This is a genomic window from Paraburkholderia graminis C4D1M, assembly GCF_000172415.1.
Lineage (GTDB): Bacteria > Pseudomonadota > Gammaproteobacteria > Burkholderiales > Burkholderiaceae > Paraburkholderia > Paraburkholderia graminis.
Genome location: NZ_ABLD01000013.1, coordinates 23,571 through 40,367, shown reverse-complemented (window position 1 = coordinate 40,367; position 16,797 = coordinate 23,571). Strand labels below are relative to the sequence as shown.

Annotated in this window: 13 protein-coding genes and 1 pseudogene; 8 read left to right on the top strand and 6 right to left on the bottom strand. The window is 60.2% G+C overall.

Annotated features, from left to right (window positions below; translation table 11 throughout):
- Positions 1-38: 38 nt before the first annotated feature.
- The 7 genes from BGRAMDRAFT_RS20130 to BGRAMDRAFT_RS20100 all read left to right on the top strand — a co-directional run bounded on the left by BGRAMDRAFT_RS20130 (position 39) and on the right by BGRAMDRAFT_RS20100 (position 6,047).
- Positions 39-1,586, top strand: coding sequence for an LPD7 domain-containing protein (locus BGRAMDRAFT_RS20130; RefSeq protein ID WP_006050652.1), 1,548 nt, complete (start codon positions 39-41; stop codon positions 1,584-1,586).
- 10 nt (positions 1,587-1,596) lie between these two features.
- Positions 1,597-2,118: a hypothetical protein gene (locus BGRAMDRAFT_RS20125; RefSeq protein ID WP_006050651.1), complete on the top strand. Its 522-nt coding sequence runs from the start codon at positions 1,597-1,599 to the stop codon at positions 2,116-2,118.
- A gap of 1 nt (position 2,119) precedes the next feature.
- On the top strand, positions 2,120-3,163 hold the full coding sequence (locus BGRAMDRAFT_RS20120; RefSeq protein WP_006050650.1) for a relaxase/mobilization nuclease domain-containing protein: 1,044 nt from the start codon (positions 2,120-2,122) through the stop codon (positions 3,161-3,163).
- A gap of 765 nt (positions 3,164-3,928) precedes the next feature.
- A complete protein-coding gene (locus BGRAMDRAFT_RS20115) occupies positions 3,929-4,207 on the top strand; it encodes a type II toxin-antitoxin system RelE/ParE family toxin (RefSeq protein WP_006050649.1) in 279 nt (92 codons plus the stop codon).
- On the top strand, positions 4,179-4,502 hold the full coding sequence (locus tag BGRAMDRAFT_RS20110) for a HigA family addiction module antitoxin (protein WP_332309989.1): 324 nt from the start codon (positions 4,179-4,181) through the stop codon (positions 4,500-4,502). Before BGRAMDRAFT_RS20115 ends, BGRAMDRAFT_RS20110 begins: the two co-directional genes overlap by 29 nt.
- 911 nt (positions 4,503-5,413) lie before the next feature.
- Positions 5,414-5,647, top strand: coding sequence for an AbrB/MazE/SpoVT family DNA-binding domain-containing protein (locus BGRAMDRAFT_RS20105; protein ID WP_006050647.1), 234 nt, complete (start codon positions 5,414-5,416; stop codon positions 5,645-5,647).
- The gene (locus tag BGRAMDRAFT_RS20100) at positions 5,634-6,047 is read left to right on the top strand and encodes a PIN domain-containing protein (RefSeq protein WP_006050646.1); all 414 of its coding nucleotides are present in this window, start codon (positions 5,634-5,636) and stop codon (positions 6,045-6,047) included. Before BGRAMDRAFT_RS20105 ends, BGRAMDRAFT_RS20100 begins: the two co-directional genes overlap by 14 nt.
- Positions 6,048-6,981: 934 nt before the next feature.
- Here BGRAMDRAFT_RS20100 and BGRAMDRAFT_RS20095 read toward each other — a convergent pair.
- The 6 genes and pseudogenes from BGRAMDRAFT_RS20095 to BGRAMDRAFT_RS20070 form a co-directional block, all read right to left on the bottom strand.
- On the bottom strand, positions 6,982-9,459 hold the full coding sequence (locus BGRAMDRAFT_RS20095) for a hypothetical protein (RefSeq protein ID WP_006050645.1): 2,478 nt from the start codon (positions 9,457-9,459) through the stop codon (positions 6,982-6,984).
- Positions 9,460-9,925: 466 nt separating this feature from the next.
- Complete coding sequence (locus tag BGRAMDRAFT_RS20090; RefSeq protein ID WP_044021472.1) at positions 9,926-10,459, bottom strand: GNAT family N-acetyltransferase; 534 nt, start codon at positions 10,457-10,459, stop codon at positions 9,926-9,928.
- A 157-nt stretch (positions 10,460-10,616) separates the two neighbouring features.
- Positions 10,617-11,776 (bottom strand): annotated as a pseudogene (locus BGRAMDRAFT_RS20085) (IS30 family transposase).
- Between the two features lie 460 nt (positions 11,777-12,236).
- Entirely contained in the window at positions 12,237-13,406 is a 1,170-nt protein-coding gene (locus BGRAMDRAFT_RS20080) for an IS91 family transposase (RefSeq protein ID WP_006050642.1), read from the bottom strand.
- 23 nt (positions 13,407-13,429) lie between these two features.
- On the bottom strand, positions 13,430-14,305 hold the full coding sequence (locus BGRAMDRAFT_RS20075; protein WP_006050641.1) for a tyrosine-type recombinase/integrase: 876 nt from the start codon (positions 14,303-14,305) through the stop codon (positions 13,430-13,432).
- Between the two features lie 352 nt (positions 14,306-14,657).
- Positions 14,658-15,560, bottom strand: a complete 903-nt coding sequence (locus tag BGRAMDRAFT_RS20070) for a beta-keto acid cleavage family enzyme (protein ID WP_006050640.1) — start codon at positions 15,558-15,560, stop codon at positions 14,658-14,660.
- A 177-nt stretch (positions 15,561-15,737) separates the two neighbouring features.
- On the opposite strand from BGRAMDRAFT_RS20070, the gene BGRAMDRAFT_RS20060 reads away from it, so the two are divergent.
- Positions 15,738-16,781 (top strand): phosphotriesterase family protein, encoded by a 1,044-nt coding sequence (locus BGRAMDRAFT_RS20060; protein WP_006050639.1) that lies wholly within the window; start codon positions 15,738-15,740, stop codon positions 16,779-16,781.
- Positions 16,782-16,797: the final 16 nt, after the last annotated feature.

The window sequence follows — 16,797 nt, the reverse complement described above, 5'->3', positions numbered from 1 at the left end:
CTGCCGGCCAGTGTGGAGTGATAGTAAGGAGATCCGCGATGGATGACACCACAACTTGTTCCGGACCGCCTGCGCGCGAACCGGTCATCAACGTGATCGAGCCGGACGCACCTCCGCCGCGGGATTCGCAAGGCGGCGCCACAAGCGCAGAAAGCTTCGACGGAACTGCGCCTGATGCACTGGCCGCACGCCGGCGCCGGGATTTCGACGCAGCGCTCACGCGCCTGCGCAATCGCGCCATTGAGGCAGAGCCCCCGTCGCCGGGCGTCGGACCGCGACCGGCGTCTCTGGGGATGCCCCATGGCAGCGACACATCCGCCATGCAATGGACGCCGCTTGGAAGTCCGCCGGACACGGTGCGAAAGCGCTACCTGCGGGAGGGCAACCGGTATTTCCTGAAGGACGCGCCCCATCAGCTTGCGTTCGAGGACGTCGGCCCGTACCTCGTGACGGAACACAACCGCCCCGATGTCGTCGAGTCGATGGTGGACATGGTCCGTGCGAAGGGGTGGGGGCGTATCCGCGTATCAGGTCACGAGCAGTTCCGGCGCGAGGCCTGGGTCCAGGCCATGATGCTCGGCATCGAGGTCAGCGGCTACGAGCCGAAGGCCGTCGACTTTGCGCGTCTGAACGAGGCACATCGCGACCGGATGACGAACCGCATCGACGGCGTCCAAACGCCTGTGGCCGCGCAGGTTCCCCGGAATTCACCGCCCGGCGGCGCGCCGGGCGCCACGGAATCACTGGCGACGAACCCGGCGAGGCGCGATGCTGCCGCGCAGCCACAGGCTCGTGCGCCTGCTCAGCCCGCGCCGGCGGCATCACCGGCAACCGCTCCAGTGCCCGAAACCGCGTCGCGCGCTGCCGAGTCCGAGGGACAGGAGCCGCAGCGCTATATGGGCGAACTGGTTGAGCATGGCCATGCGCCCTATCAGCACAATCCTGCACGCAGCGACTCGTATTACGTCGTTTATCGCGATACAGATGGCACGGACCATGTCGTGTGGGGTGTCGACCTCGAACGGGCCGTAGCCGACTCGGGCGCGCTTGCCGGACAGCAGGTCATGCTCGAAAACCTCGGCCGGCGTCTCGTGACAGTGAAGACTCCAGTTCTCGACGCGGCGGGAAACGTGATCGGCGACGAGGAAAAGGAGGTCTATCGCAATACCTGGCAGGTCGATGTGGTAACGCAGGAACGGAGCCAGTCGCGCCCCGCGGCGTTACAGAGACCGGGCGAAGCACGAAGAAGCGAAACCACGGTGCAGGGGTGGCCAGACCAGGCACAGGCTGCGGGTCAGCGAGAGCGTTCCGCCGCGCATTCCGGGGAGCGTGCGGTGCAGATGGCGGTGCTGACCGCTGCGATGCGGCAGCAGGGTTTCAGCGAGCGATCCATTGCGCGCGTGCAGCAGAGTGCGCAACGGCTGCTGACCGCGTTCGAGTCCGCGGGCGTCACCGTTCCGCGACCCCGCGTGTTCGATCCCGAGGCGCCCTCCGCACGTACTCGCCGCACGCGTCCGGCCGCGAAGGGCGTCCCGACCCGCGAAGTCGAACGTGGGGCGGCGGTACCCGCGCCTCCGGCACTGTAGGAGCACGGGCATGGGCACGCGTGCGCGACTGTGTGTGGATCTCGGACGAATGAAAGCACGCTGGGAGGCCTGGTGTGCTCGTCACGGCGTAACGGCGGCCGATGGCGTCCGGCAACTTATCTACGATGTGCTGAGCCAGAGCGAGTCGCCAGACGGCGTGCCCGGGCCCGAACATCGTCGCGTTCCGGTCGACGGACATCGTGAACGCATCGAAATCCGTCTCACGCAGGACGAACTCGACGTGGCGAGAAGGCGTGCATTGGCTGGTGGAATGAATATCAATCGCTGGATAGTTGCGGTGGTCCGCGCGCAGCTCGGGCATGAGCCGCAGTTGGGTGAGCGCGAGATGCGACTGCTTGCGGACTCGAATCAGCATCTGGCGATGATCGTGACGTTGCTTGGACGGCTGCAGGCGCGCGGTGATGCGCGTGACGTGGCCGGCGTCCTTGACGGAGCGCGCGTCGTGATTGATACGCACCTGCGCGCAGTCACCCAGGTGCTGCGTGCCAATCTCGATCGATGGAGCCGTTAGCATGCCTTTCCCGAAAACATACGTCGACCAGATGCTGCTGAACTGGGGAGACAGGCTTTTTCCGGATCCGCTGCGACACGTGCGTGCGCCGCGCATGTCGCGCGCTGAGCTCCAGCAGGATGTACGACGCATGCGCGAGCAGCTTGCCCGCACGCTCGGACGTACCCCTGAGGTGATGGTGAGGATCACGAACAAGGCGTCGAGCGCGCAGGGCATGAGCGCCGTGCGCCGTCATCTGCGCTACATCTCCCGTAACGGGAAGGTTGAACTCGAGGATCAGGACGGGATGACCATGCTCGGCCGCGACGCACTGCGCGATCTGACGGATGCCTGGCAACTCGGTGGCTGGGGTATCGCGGAGGAAAGCCGCAGACGGGAAGTATTCAACGTGCTGCTTTCCATGCCGCCGGGCACGGACCGGCAGTCGGTACGCAATGCCGCTCGTGCGTTCGCGGCGGAAGAATTCGGCGACGGCAGACGATATGTCTTTGCCGCGCACAATGACGAGGCGCATCCGCACGTCCATCTGAGCGTGCAGGTACGCGGACCGGACGGAAGACGACTCAACCCGCGCAAGCAGGACCTGCAACGCTGGCGCGAACGGTTTGCAGGAAAGTTGCGCGAGTACGGCGTTCAGGCCAATGCGACGCGGCGACTTGCCCGGGGCGAGACCCGGCGCTACGCGAAACAGGCCATCGTGCATATGACGGCGCGCGGTGAAACGACCCGCTTCTGGCGATCGGACGCGGCGCCCAGTCGCGCGTTGTGGAACGCGCACGCCAGGTCGCTGGAAGCATGGCAAGGCGTGGCTCATGCGATGGCCCGCTCGCAAGGTGCCGACGACCGGAACCTGGCAGTAATGGTTACGGACTTTGTGCAGGCGATGCCGATTTCGCGCGATCGGCGCGGCATGCGCCGCACCTACCCGGATGAGCTGGAGCGTCGTCGCATCCCGTTGCACGAGCGCGGATCAGGTGACGCAAAGAGGAGCGAGAAGCAGCGGGAACTGTTCCCCGACGATCCGCATTGGCGAATGGAGCGCTGAGCGGAGGACATGTCAATGGCATGCCGATCGTCCCGTAGATGGCCGCAATCGGCGGCTCGCCGACGTGCTTGTTCCATGATCTGCTCCACAACGAGTGCATCTGGATTGCCGTCGGCATAGACGGTTACCTGCCGTCGATCACCTTCCTGCGCAGCTCTCGAGCACCTGGTGGTACTTGCTGTGAAGTGCAGGCCGGCCGTTGCCCGGCTCAACTGGTGCCGGATAAAGTTGCCCCGTTGATACTGCAAACCTCCATACGCGGGTGCGCATGACCCACGGTCGCGAGCCAGACGGCGCAGCAGGGAATTTCCCCTTGATCGCGATTCCTGAAGAGCCCGATGCCGCTATCTCGCGACCTGGCAACCGGGGCCAACAAAAGCGTGCATGGAACAGTTTGCGGTTGCCGCTGATGCGCCCATCTATGCAACGTCATCATCGCGCGACGGTCGTGAGTGACACCACGGAACCTACGGCGAGAGTCGTCATGCGGCTAGTGGGCAAACGCCGCAAATCCGGTCCTCACGCCAGAGATGAAAAATGAGTGGCAGGACGCGAAGAAGGTTCAGCGCGATCCTCACCACTGCGAGCTTGCAGAGCGGCGCAGGCAATTGGCTGAAAGGAAAAAATGTGCTGCTGCCGGGCTCTTTAGACATGACCGAAGACACACGCCTCCCACCAGGAGGCATTGTCGTGGCCGATCCATTTCCAAATTGAGTAAGTCGCAACTCGCTACAATCAGGATTTCTGTCCGCTCATAAATAAACTATGATCGTCGGCTTTCTTCACCAGGGGCTCGAAGCACTCTATCGCGACAATTCGACTGTCGCCCTGAACAGTGCGCATGTGCCGAAATTGCGCCGGATTTTATCGGCGCTAGATGTAGCTACATCACCCGCTGATCTGAATCATCCGGCGTACAAACTCCAACCGCTTGGCGGTGATCTGGCGGGGCACTGGCCCATCTGGGTACACGGTCAATGGTGGATCACGTTCCGCTTCAGCGGCGTCGGTGTGGATGCGGTCGATTACCGGGAGTATGAGTGACATGCGCAATCCACCGCACCCAGGAGAGATGATCAAGCGCGACGTACTCGTGCCGCTCGGAATTTCCATCACGGAGGCAGCGCAGCGACTGGGAATTACATACGCCATGCTTTCACGCTTGATCAACGGCCACTTCGGTATCAGCGTTGAACTCGCCATGCGATTGGAAAAGGCGGGCGTGAGTACTGCACGTTTCTGGCTCGCCTTGCAGGCGGTTTACGATATAAGCGCAGCGCAGCACCGTGAGCGGCCGGTGGTGATTGCGCTGCAAAACCCGGTCTCTTTCGACGAATGATTGACGTGAGGGGCACCGTACGTCGTGGCGCTTTGCACACTTCCTGCAAGTAGGTGAGGCAATGAATGCGCGGTGTTGCCGGCTTCCTCATCGCGTGAGCAGCAGTCCGAACGGAATCAAAGCGGTCGAGCCAGGCACCATGGGCCACTGACTCGGCGGACTGATCTGGTTGCCCGCCCCGCTTGTCGGCGCTGTGCGCTGCCCCGCGATGGGATGCACCTAGGCTTCTGCGCGGACAACGGAAATCTGTTCAGCAATGGTCAGCCGCACGCGCAATCTCGGAAGGTTCGCGGGAAGCTCCCGATATCGTTTTTTGACCACGAACGCGGTCAGGGAAGCAGGCCAGGAAAACGCATGCGCCGCATGCGTCGTGAAACGGGATTCGATACCACCTCGTCAGGTATTCGCATTAACGCGGCACGAGTGCGAACCGCCTCTTGCAGCTTTTAGCAGACACTCGATATCTATCTTTTCTCGGCACGAAGGCCAACCGGAATGTCGAGCGACCCGGCCAAATCGTGCGTGGCCACATGCGCTACATCTTTTTGGCACGCAAAATGATCTTGGTTTCAGGCACAGATGAGGCGTCGTCTGCCGACAGGCAGGATGCGAATCAATGGTCGGAACAGCCAAGCCTTAATTCCGTCGGGATCGAATTTCTGAACGGTTGTTGTCGCTGAACGCCGCGATCGGATCCGGGGCGGGGTGAGACCGCTGGCGATGCGATGGCTCGTGGATGGCCGCAGCAGTACTGCGCAGTTGGGGCTTCGATGCCGTGCGCCGCACCGGCGTCGCGGATCGAGCTTGACGCGCGACTGTGTCGGCCTGCTTCATCCAGGCTCTGTCCCGAGAAAACTTGAATTTTGGCATGATAGATATACAATTTAATATGTATATCTATGGAGCCAGCCATGCAGGTTGCAAAATGGGGCAATAGCCTCGCCGTCCGTCTCCCTTCCAGCCTTGTCGAAGCGCTGGAACTGCGCGAGGGCGACGATATCGAGATCATCATCGACGCACAGCGAACGTTTGCCGTCCGCAAGAAACCGGGGGCAGACGAGTTGCTGCAGCGGCTGCGCCGCTTCCGGGGCAAGCTGCCGGCCGATTTCAAATTCAGCCGGGACGAGGCGAATGAGCGCGGCTGAGAAAACCAGGGTGTTCCTCGACAGCAATGTCGTACTGTACCTGCTGTCGGCCGACGCGGTTAAGGCGGATCGCGCCGAGTCCCTGCTGCGCCTACGCCCCACGATCAGCGTGCAGGTGCTCAACGAGGTCACGAATGTCTGCGTGCGCAAGCTGGGCATGGCATGGCAGGACGTAGGGCAATTTCTGGAACTGGTGCGCCAGTTTTGCGTGGTTACTCCGCTTACGGTCGAGATGCACGATCTCGCGCGGCGCACTGCTGAACGCTATGGGCTGGCGTTCTATGATGCGTGTATTGTGGCGGCCGCGTCGACCGAGGGTTGCCATGCGCTCTACACGGAAGACATGCATCACGGATTGATCGTCGACGACAGCCTGACGCTGCGTAACCCTTTCGCGTGAGGGAATCTGATCCACTCATGAGGTGATCCCGATGAAGACATTCACAGCACTATCGTTGCAGACGCTGTTGGCCGAGCACTCGGCCGCGCGTGAACGGCATACAGGCGCCAAGAAGGGAAGGTGCTGCAGTGGATGGTCTGGAAGGGGCTGTCTGCGGGTAGCACGAATGTGGTGCTCCGGATGTGTTCAGTGGGGCGTGAGTGACTCGAACACTCGACCTACTGATTAAGAGTCCCGCTTCCCGTAACTAGGTGTCGACATAAAGCGCAGTCAAGTCAACGACTTGCATCGGTGGCCACCATTTTAACTGGCTGCGCTTTTCGATCTATTCGCGGCAATTTCTGCCTACTGCGGTCAAGTTTTGGTCAAGTTGCCTTGCGCGTGTCAGGGATCGGCGTAATGACGCCGGGGATGATCGCCGTAAGGGCGCCAGTTCGAAGTTAAGTAGGCCTCGTTCGAATCGCCTAGATTTCGCGCAGCTTCAACGGGGGGCTTCTGGCCAGTCATCCTTCCTTTGTTCCACGGCGCCCGACGGGTGCTGGAAGAATTAAGCGTTCCCACGTCAACCTCCTCTTCAACGAAGCGGGATCGATTTTGCGCGCTGCGCAGCGGTCGCTCTTCGACCCGCAGCGGCCCTACGGTTGCTGATCGCTCAGATGGCAGCTTCCGGAGATGGAACTGTCATTGACGCGAAGATCGCCACTGCCAGCTCGTCGGGGCGGCCAATCAGTTGAGCACTCGGTAGTGCCGAATCCAGTGTCTGTTTTCACCGCATCCGGACTTATAAGCCGAAGATTCGTAGTTTCGAACCCTACCGCCGACCAAATCCATCGTCTGCCGCGCGATCCTGTTCGCGCAGAAACAGTGCTTTCGGTTAGGTGAGCGTGGAGTTCGGGGCAACAGAATACATGCCGAAGAGTATGACTGAAAACTCTCAAACAGGATTGTCGCCAGCAGCCGCCACTCTACGCTCACGTAGCAGCCTACGCCTTTCCCATTTCGCTCGGTGCCACTCGCCGTACGATTGCATGCCCAAGTACAGCTGCTGTGTCATGTCAGCGAGTACCCTCAGTTTATCGCTACGACCTAACAAACTTTCTGCGATCGCAGCGTGTCGTCCACCGGTCGCTCGCCAAGCTTCCGAAAGTGAAAACGAGGCAAACAATTCGGTGCCGGTCAGCACGATCACTGGGGCCCTTGTCTGTCGTCGTTCGCGGATATATGTACGGCCCCATTCGGCAAGCTTTTTTATTCGGTCGATTTCGTTCGCAGAGAGATCACTTGCTTCCTTCATAGTTGAGAAGACGAGGATGGCACCCGGAAACCGGGACGCCAATCTTTTCATTCGGTCCACGTCCTCTTGTTGAAAAGCGTCCGCAATAGAACGCCTCTCTTCGGCATTTTCACCCCGGAAACTCTTTGCCTCCCCGAATACTAGTTCGGACTGGTAGTTGGGTCCCATGAAGGCCTTGCGTTGATGCCAAAGAATGACGTCTGCCTCCACTCTGTCTGAAGGCGCAAGGTGCAGTATCTGTCCAGCAGACCACGTGAGCCCGGTTTCATGCCCACCGAAAATTCTCGAAAAAAAACGGATCGTCAGGGAGGCCGCGTACCCACCTTTCGCAAAGTCTGGCAATGCGAAAGGTCCCACAAGCCGATACGCCCACCGGGAATTTTGATTTGAACTCGGCTCCACAATCGGAAACCTAAACTGCCTCAGGCATAAACTGCAAGCGACCTCGTGGTTTAGTTCCCTTAGCGGATGCCACCCCCAACTTCCGCACTTCGAACATTTCAACTCCAGACCAAGCTCGACTGCACCACGCTCCACCAGCGTTTCGAAATTATCGTGCCTCCCAGTGTTTCCCTTAACAGCTCGTTCAATCTTGTTCTTAAATTCTTGGTGCTGAATTGATGGTGAAACTGGCCGACGCGAGACTTTGTTAAGGAGCTTGACAATTTCCGCGTGCGCGAAGCTCGAAAGGCCCCAGAAGCCGCCCAGCGTTTGAATTATCTGTTGCGTTGAACGTCCGGCGTCCGATAATTCGGCATCTATACCGTACGTTTTGAGCCATTCTCGAATTGCCGTCGTTCCATCATCCAACCGCCAAACGTTCGGTATGTTCTTAAACTGCGAAAAATAAACGAATCCTTCTGTGGTAGGTAGTATCTCTCCGCGAGGAGAGCCGAATTTCGGAACCTTCGGGTCTCTATAATTGGAGGGGAAGACCGTCGCCACGTGAGCTTTGCCGGACCAGTCTTCCAACTTGACCACATTTGCCCATCTGTACTCCCCGCCACCGTATTGTGCAGCGAATTCTGGATGTAGCGTATCGAATCGAATTTCGGGTTTGTCGCCGTCGATCTGCATATCGAAGCGCTGTTCGCCAGCCGATAACGTGGGCCGAGTTCGTCGAACGGAAAAGCCTGGAGTAGGTCGCCATATCGGCGGATACCAATCCTGACGCACATTCGCGCCCTCCTGATCAACACGCAAATGCCTAGCGTATAAGCCCTCAATGTCAGCAGTCGGGATGGACCGAGAAAACATTACCGTCACGCGTATCATCACGCCGTTCGGGTTGCCTGGCAACGGTCGGTGGTTCAGCTCTATTAGCTCTTTGCAGAATGGCGACATACGGTCAAGCCATTGCACTGGAACGGGCAGTACATCGTGCTTGAACCCCCGCAAATTCCAGTAATCGATCAGGTCTTTCGGGTTTTTCGCATCCAGGACGAAAATCGCAGGATCGCTGTGATCATGATAATTTACCTCGATCGTCGAATGTCCAATACGCAAGGCTGAAGTGAACCTCGACCTGTAAAGTTCAACAAGCGTCTCCGGTGTCAAATTGATCTTCTTCGGCGCGAACGCGTCAGTAAATCCGGCAGCGAAGTACTTGAACCCTTCCTCTTCCGGGAAGCCCCCAAACAGAGATGCGCAAAAAGCCTTAAATGCTTCCTCCTGCGGAACTACGTCTACGATGTCATGCTCGTTGCGTCTTACGAACTGAAATTCTTTCTTATACAGATCACGATATAGATCGAATACGTCCAGGCCTTGTCCGCCGTACCGCTCCCTTTCTTGGCTCAGTAATCTAGCAAGTTGCATCACTCGATCTTTATTGAACCCTAGCCCATCGGCTAAACCTGGTTCTGCTTCGACAAGGAAATCAGGCTCGAAAGAATCTAGATATCCATTGATGATCTGCAATGCAGACTCGAAACTATTGCCGTGCCGATCCCACCATTTTGGAACATGCCGGAAGAACGGGATGATGGGGTTAAATTTCCCACCCCACAAGCAAGTATTGACTTTGAATATCTCATGCACCCGTTTCGCGTCGTCGGGTCTGACAAGAAACGCAAATCGGATAGGTCTAAGCGTGACGACGGCGCTGATAGAAGACATGGTCTTGTTGCCCGTTTTTCTGTAGTTCTATGATGTGCTGTGGCAGAGGCCATGCACACGAAACCGGTTCAACTGCGATGCGCGGCTTTGGTCCTCATCGAGCATCGCGCGCGTCTACTACTACGCGGTACAACTCGCACTTTTCCGGCATTCGCTGGATCGCGCTAACGTCGAGAGATGCCGGTCAAAGCACGATAGCGACGCGAACAAGTAGAAGAGCGGTATTACGTGAAAGGTGCCGTTGGGTTGGGAGTTGGGCGTGGCCGACTCCGGTTCCGAGCTTTTCGCGGAAGCGGCCGTTCGCGGCACGCGGCGCTCCACTTAGCGCTAACAACCGTAAAGGCCGAAATGCACTCGCAAGCTATCTGGCAGGTTTCAGAGCAAACCAGCCCTTCCAGTGACGGCTCCAGGGGATGGGCGAGTGACCGCACCTGGCCGGCGGATGTCAGTTTGTGGGCCGAACCGCTTATACCTCGCGCATGACTGGCGGGCGAGGAATTCGGTAAACGACGGATATGTACTTTGGTGTCACGCGGCTATCCACAATGACGCCGCCCAACGATTCGGCGATGCGCCGGCTGGCGCGGTTCTGTTCGGCAACCGGATAGGTGAAACTGGCACAGCCAATGGTTCGCGTTGCCCAGTGTGCCACCAAGGTTACGGCCTCGCGACCAAAACCATTTCGATGACGATCTTCACGAATCCAGATGCCGAGTTCCGGGCTCTCGGTGCGTACGCGGTGAAGGCCGGTCAGCCCAAGGAAACTCCCGTCAGCGCGTTGCCGGATCGCAAATACATAGTCCGACCCGTCGTTTATTGACGGTATCCAGGACCGCCAAACTCGATCGAAGTCATGCCGGGATGCCGGCGGCTCCCACGCCATGTAACGGGTGAGCGAAGGGGTTATACATGAGAACGTGGCATCCGCGTCGTTGGCCGAGAACGGTTTGATCAAGAGCCTGGTTGATTCAATCCGGATTTCTGTCGGGCGCAGCAGCATCCCAGCTCTTCCGTCGAAGGTTGTTTACGGTCACGAATTGTCGACAAATCAGAAACCTGTGTCGAACGTCTCTTCATGGCCGAACTCTGCCCGATGCCGACGCGCGGCAAGACTCTCAATCCGCACATCGCGCAACGGACCGTAGCCGGTGGCGGATTCAACCGGTCGATGCAACGGTTTGATGAAATCGCTCAGCCGGTGTGTCGAAGTTTAGTGTTTTTCGGGGACGTTCGTTGAGCCGCCTGGCAACGACATCAAGTCTAGCCTGTGAATAGACGGAGAGATCGGTGCCCTTAGGGAAGTACTGCCTCAGAAGCCCATTCGTGTTTTCGTTCGAGCCGCGTTGCCAGGGATGCTGTGGATCGCAGAAATAGACCTTGATGTCGGTAGCCACGGTAAAGCGATTGTGATCGGCCATTTCCGAGCCCCTGTCCCAAGTCAGTGATTTATATAGTTCCCGAGGTAACTTGCTGGCGTGTCGTATCAGCGCGTTGACCACAGCCTCAGAGTCCTTGCTGGCTACCTTTACCAGCATCACGAATCGACTTTGACGTTCGACGAGAGTTGCAATCTGGCTCGTAGCGTTGCCAAACAGCAAGTCGCCTTCCCAGTGTCCGGGTATTGCGCGATCCTCCGCTGTAGCGGGGCGTTCGCTGATCGATACAGCGTCGCGAATGTTCGTGCGGTCTTCAGTTTTCAATGTGTGATGCCGGGACCGGCGCATGACTCGAGAGCGTCGCAAGTGTTCAAGCAATTCCCTTTTCAGGGCGCCGCGAGCTTGAATATAAAGGCTCCGATAGATCGTCTCGTGTGACACCAGATGGTCCTTGTTGACGGCATATACATGCTTGAGCTCACTCAGAAATCTGCTCAGGAGACCACTGCAGCTTCAGCTTTGCAGCGACGACTCGCGCCAGCGTCTGGTTTCCCACCAATTTGCAAACCTTCGGCGACGTGCCCGATCCCAGCGAGCGCCTCCGCCTGACTCGCTCGGTAATCTTGCATGCCTCCGTTGCGCTGCAGCTCGCGGCTGATCGTGGAAGGAGCACGTCCCAGCCTGGCTGCAATAGACCGAATCGACAAGCGGGCTACCAGGCAGCGAGAAATTTCCTCGCGTTCGGCAAGCGTCAATGCCTTCAGTGCGCGATGCCTTTGCGGTGGCTCGATGCCGCCGGCCTCCGCGAGTATCCGCTGTATTGAAGAGTGGCCCCGATCGAACAGTTTGGCAATCTGATGAATTGTTTCGCCTTTGCGCCAGCGGTCCCACATCAGTGCCTTCTGACTCTCAGAATAGTAGATCCTCGGCCTCTGTTTCATTGCAACACCTCCACTGCCTACGCAGACTCTAGTGTGTTGCATCGACCGGTTGAATCCGCCACCCTTTGCGGCCAGTCACATCGTTACAGCCGAACGTCTTATATTGTTTAGATTTGTAGGATGCCTGCCCTCGACCACGGACATGAGCGCGGGCCACAGGCGCATGCGGGCAGGCGTCGTACAAATCCCGATGGAGGAAACCGCGGAGTGTTCCGGCGTGGCCGGAACGTTTAGCGCTATGGGGATTGAAGAGGTCGGGTGCGGCGTTGGAGTGACGGAGCGCTGGGGCAAAGCGGGTTGATGTCGACGGGATGCACGTTGGCGGGGCTGTGCGGCCCGGGTTTGTGACGGGAGGCGGGGCGCACGGCCGCGTGGTGGCTGTGAGGGACGCAAGCGTTCGCTATCGGGTCCCGTTGCCGGAGAGCCGACGGTCGTCTTGAACGTGTCGAAACACCTGTGCTCATGCTGCTGCTCGCTGTACAGGTGGTGCGCGGATCGGTGGGCTGCGCTGGAGGATCTCGATGACGATCATCGGCGCGCCGCAGTGCCGGCAGATGAAGGCGGGGCGCACAGCGGGACCGGTGTCGTCGGGTTGCGTGCGGGGTGTGGGGACGACGTGCAGCAACTCGCGCACCTTCGCGAGATTGGCCCGGCGCACGGGATTGGCCAGCAGGCCATAGTGGCGGATGCGGTGGAAGCCGCCGGGCAGCACGTGCAGCAGAAAGCGGCGCATGAACTCGTGCGCGCCCAGGGTCATGGTCTTGTAGCGGGTGCGCCCCTTCGCGCGATAGTCCTTCCAGCGGAAGGTCACGCCGCGTTCATCGAGCGCAACGAGCCGCTGGTTGGAGATGGCCACGCGATGCGTGTAGCGTGACAGGTAGGCGAGCACGGCCTCGGGTCCCGCGAACGGGCGCTTCGCATACACGACCCATTCACATGCGCGTAGCGGCGCGAGCCACTGGGCGAAGACGGCAGGATCGGCGAGCGCGGCGTACTCGCCGAAGAACCGCAACTGGCCACGACGATGCACTGCAGCGAGTTCTTCCAGGAAACGTCGCCGGAACAGCCGTGAGAGCACGCGCACGGGCAGGAAGAAGCCGGGCCGGCAGGCGACCCACCGCTCACCGTCGGGTGACAGGCCACCACCGGGGACGATGCCGTGGACGTGGGGATGGTGTGTGAGTGCCGAGCCCCACGTATGGAGCACCAGCGTCGCGCCAGTCTGCGCGCCCAGATGCTTCGGATCGGCTGCGATGGTACGCAGGGTCTCGGCGGCAACATCGAACAGCAGGCCGTAGATCACCGCCTTGTTGTACCAGGCGATCGCGCTGATCGTGGCGGGCAGCGTGAAGACCACGTGGTAATACTCCACGGGCAGCAGGTCGGCCTGACGTGCCTCGAGCCACCGGTGTGCGGCGCTCGCCTGGCACTTCGGACAATGGCGATTGCGACACGAGTCATAGGAGATCTCCAGCTTTGCGCAGCCGGAACAGCGCAACACATGTCCACCCAGCGCCGCGGTGCGGCACTGTTCGATGGCCGACATGACCTTCAGCTGTCCCAGGCTCAGCGGTACAGTCTGTCGCCACGCTGGCCCGTGGACGCGGAAGATGTCCGCGACCTCCAGCACGGGGCGCTCCGCGCGGTGCTGGCCTACTCGGAAGGCAGGCGGTCCAGCGGGCTGATCACCTTGCGCAGCAGGTCGGTGGCCACCTGGGTATAGAGTGAGGTGGTCTCGAGCTTCTTGTGCCCCAGCAGCACCTGGATCACACGGATATCCTCCTTCTGTTCGAGCAGGTGTGTCGCGAAACTATGACGCAGCGTATGCATGGATACGCGCTTGCCGAGGTGTGCCTCTTCTGCGGCGGCATGGATGGCGCGGTTCAGTTGCCGCGTGCTGAGCGGGTCCACCGGATCGAGGCCGGGAAACAGCCAGCCGCCTTCGAGCATGCGACCCTGCGCATGGGCCACGCGCCACCAGACACGCAGGCGCTCGAGCAGGACCGGCGAGAGCATCGCGTAGCGGTCGCGGCGGCCCTTGCCCTGCTCGATGCGCAGCGTCATGCGCTGGCTGTCGACGTCGCCGACCTTCAGCGCCACCACTTCGCTCGCACGCAGCCCGGCACCGTAGGCGACCGACAATGCCGTCTGGTGCTTCAGGTTGCCGGCGGCGGCGATCAGGCGGGCCACCTCGTCAGGGCTGAGCACGACCGGTAGCGTGCGGGGCACGCGCACCGGCTGCATCCTCGCCATCAGCCCGGGCTGGTTGAGCGTGATCTCGAAGAAGAACTTCAGTCCGGTGATGGCGGCATTCAGCGACACGGGCGAGATGCCGTGGTCGACCAGATGCAGCTGGTAGCGCCGCAGGTCCTCGACGGTGGCGGTGTCGGGCGGGCGCCCGAGGAAAGCGGCGAACTGACGGACCACGCGGACATAGCCGGCCTGCGTCTGCGGTGCGAGCTTGCGCATGCGCATGTCGTCGATCATGTGCTGGCGCAGCGGACTGATATCCTGGCTGGTGTGAGTCATGGCTCTGCTCCTGTTGAGGAACGAGGCGGATTGCCTCGTACCCAACATGGAAACAGAGTCGGTTTCCTCTCACCTGCCACCAGAGCTCAACCGGAGCCCCATTACCGCGCGAGCGGTTTCGTCCTCTAGAGCGAAGCAGACGTCCGAATGCCCCTGTCTGAGCGAATACGAATGGCGCTTACCGAACGACATCTCGTGATCGACGGTGTCAAGGGAGAGAAAGGCGGAGTTAGATCTCCACACAAACCGGACGGACCATTAGTCGGAGCGATGAGCGGACTGAGCACCGATAAATCGGGTTCCTGCGAATTTTCCGGATCTATATCTAAGGCGCCTAGGCCGACATTTGCGATCAGAGATGCAAATGAGAGCCTGGTCTCAAGCCGATGATGTCGCGAGCCTCCGCCGGCGTGGCCGGCTCGTAACCCATCTCGCGTACGAGCCGCACGATGCGCTCGGTGAGTTGCACGTTCGTGGCGAGTTCGCCGGGACCGTAGTACAGATTGTCTTCGAGACCCACGCGCACGTGGCCGCCAAGCAGGAGCGAATTCATCGCCGAAGGCAGTTGCGCCGGGCCAATGCCACTCACGCAAAAGATACTGCCTTTCGGCAGTAGATCCACCATCGACTGCAAGACGCGCGGCGTATACGGCATGGCGTTCTGAAAGCCACGATGCGCGCCCAGCACGATGTTGACGAAGAACGGTTCCGTGTCGAAACCGGCGGCCGTGAGCGTCGCCACGTCCTGCGCGATATGCGTCGGGCTGAAAACTTCCCACTCGGGTTTGATGCCGCGCTTTTTCATTTCTGCCGCGAGCTGCTTCGAGCGCTGCGGCGATGTATGCATGAGCAGTTCCTTGTCATCGAAACTCGCAATGATGGTGGTCGCGTCGAGCGTGCACATTTCTGCGCCCGCTTCGAGTCCCTTCAGCCGTTCCTCCCAGAGAATCTCCCAATAGCCGTTGGGCGCCTGCGCGATCATGTCGCCGTGCACGCCGCCACCCGTCGAGTTGTTGATGACGATGTCGCATTGCGCGCGAATGCGGGCGTTGATGTCGCGATAGATCGCGGGATTGCAGGTCGCGCCGTCGTCGGGCCGGCGCGCGTGGATCGCCACGACGCTCGCGCCCGCGTTGAAGCAGTCGTACACGTCGCGCGCGATTTCGTCCGGTTGCGTGGGCAAGTGCGGATTCTGCTTCTTGCTCGCCATGCCGCCCGTTGGCGCGATGGTCACGATGACTTTCGGTTTGCTCATGGGTGTCGTCTCCGGGAAAAGTTGCTTCGGCGAAATTTTTTTGACCGAAGAACAGTTTTTTGTTGTTCAGCGTACAATGAAATCTATTCCCGCTTGGCGGACGCATCAACCTGGGGATAACGTGAGCCTGTACCAGTTCACGCTCGCCGCTTCCGCCGCTCTCATGGACGCCGCAACATGAACGAACCTCTTTCACGGAAGGGTCGCATTCAGACCGTGCTCGGTCTGATCGAGCCCGACGAACTCGGTCCCACGCTGATGCACGAGCATCTGCTGATCGACCTCGTGCCGCCGCGCCTTGCCGAAGACGCGGATCACGATCAGACCGACATCGACATTTGCAATTGCTGGAAGATCAACTACGGGCAGGTGCCGTCGCTGAAGAACTATCGGCTCGACCAGAAGGACGTGGCGATCGAGGAACTGGCGGAATTTCGCGCGGCGGGCGGCGCTGCCATTGTCGATTTGACTACGGGCGGGCTAAAGCCCGATCCCGAAGGACTCGCGCAGATTGCGTGCGAAACGGGCGTGCAGGTGGTGATGGGTTGCGGCCATTACGTGCACGAGTATCAGGACCCGGCAAACGCGCAGCGCAGCGTCGACGACTTCGCGCGCGAGATGATCGGGCAGATCACGGAAGGCGCGTGGGGCACGGCGGTGCGCGCGGGCATGATCGGCGAGATAGGCTGCCAGTCGCCGTGGACGGATCAGGAAAAGCGCGTTGTGCATGGCGCGCTGCTCGCGCAGCAGGAAACCGGCGCGGCGCTCAACCTTCATCCGGGACGCCACGCCGATCAGCCGCAGGAGCTCGTCGATACGATCCGGCGTTTGGGCTTTCCGCTGGAGCGCGTGATCATCAGCCATATCGACCGCACGATTTTCGACGACGAGCGTCTGCTGCGTCTCGCTGACTCGGGCTGCGTGATCGAATTCGACCTGTTCGGCTGGGAGCAGAGCGCGTATCCGATGTCCGACATCGACATGCCCAACGACGGCGCGCGCCTGCGCATGGTGCGCTCGCTGTTCGACCATGGTCACGCGGAGCGCGTGCTGATCAGCCATGACATCTGCACGCGCACGCGCCTGGGTCGTTACGGCGGCCACGGCTATCAGCACATTTTCGCCAATATCGTGCCGCGCATGCTGCGGCGCGGCTTCACACAGGACGAAATCGACACGCTGCTTACGCGCAATCCTCGCCGTCTGCTGACGTTCGTTTGACGCGGCTCGATCCCCA

Bases quoted from the DNA above. Each gene is read 5' to 3' on its own strand.
- BGRAMDRAFT_RS20130 (WP_006050652.1), top strand. From the start codon at position 39: ATGGATGACACCACAACTTGTTCCGGACCGCCTGCGCGCGAACCGGTC.
- BGRAMDRAFT_RS20125 (WP_006050651.1), top strand. From the start codon at position 1,597: ATGGGCACGCGTGCGCGACTGTGTGTGGATCTCGGACGAATGAAAGCA.
- BGRAMDRAFT_RS20120 (WP_006050650.1), top strand. From the start codon at position 2,120: ATGCCTTTCCCGAAAACATACGTCGACCAGATGCTGCTGAACTGGGGA.
- BGRAMDRAFT_RS20115 (WP_006050649.1), top strand. From the start codon at position 3,929: ATGATCGTCGGCTTTCTTCACCAGGGGCTCGAAGCACTCTATCGCGAC.
- BGRAMDRAFT_RS20110 (WP_332309989.1), top strand. From the start codon at position 4,179: ATGCGGTCGATTACCGGGAGTATGAGTGACATGCGCAATCCACCGCAC.
- BGRAMDRAFT_RS20105 (WP_006050647.1), top strand. From the start codon at position 5,414: ATGCAGGTTGCAAAATGGGGCAATAGCCTCGCCGTCCGTCTCCCTTCC.
- BGRAMDRAFT_RS20100 (WP_006050646.1), top strand. From the start codon at position 5,634: ATGAGCGCGGCTGAGAAAACCAGGGTGTTCCTCGACAGCAATGTCGTA.
- BGRAMDRAFT_RS20095 (WP_006050645.1), bottom strand. From the start codon at position 9,459: ATGTCTTCTATCAGCGCCGTCGTCACGCTTAGACCTATCCGATTTGCG.
- BGRAMDRAFT_RS20090 (WP_044021472.1), bottom strand. From the start codon at position 10,459: ATGCTGCTGCGCCCGACAGAAATCCGGATTGAATCAACCAGGCTCTTG.
- BGRAMDRAFT_RS20075 (WP_006050641.1), bottom strand. From the start codon at position 14,305: ATGACTCACACCAGCCAGGATATCAGTCCGCTGCGCCAGCACATGATC.
- BGRAMDRAFT_RS20070 (WP_006050640.1), bottom strand. From the start codon at position 15,560: ATGAGCAAACCGAAAGTCATCGTGACCATCGCGCCAACGGGCGGCATG.
- BGRAMDRAFT_RS20060 (WP_006050639.1), top strand. From the start codon at position 15,738: ATGAACGAACCTCTTTCACGGAAGGGTCGCATTCAGACCGTGCTCGGT.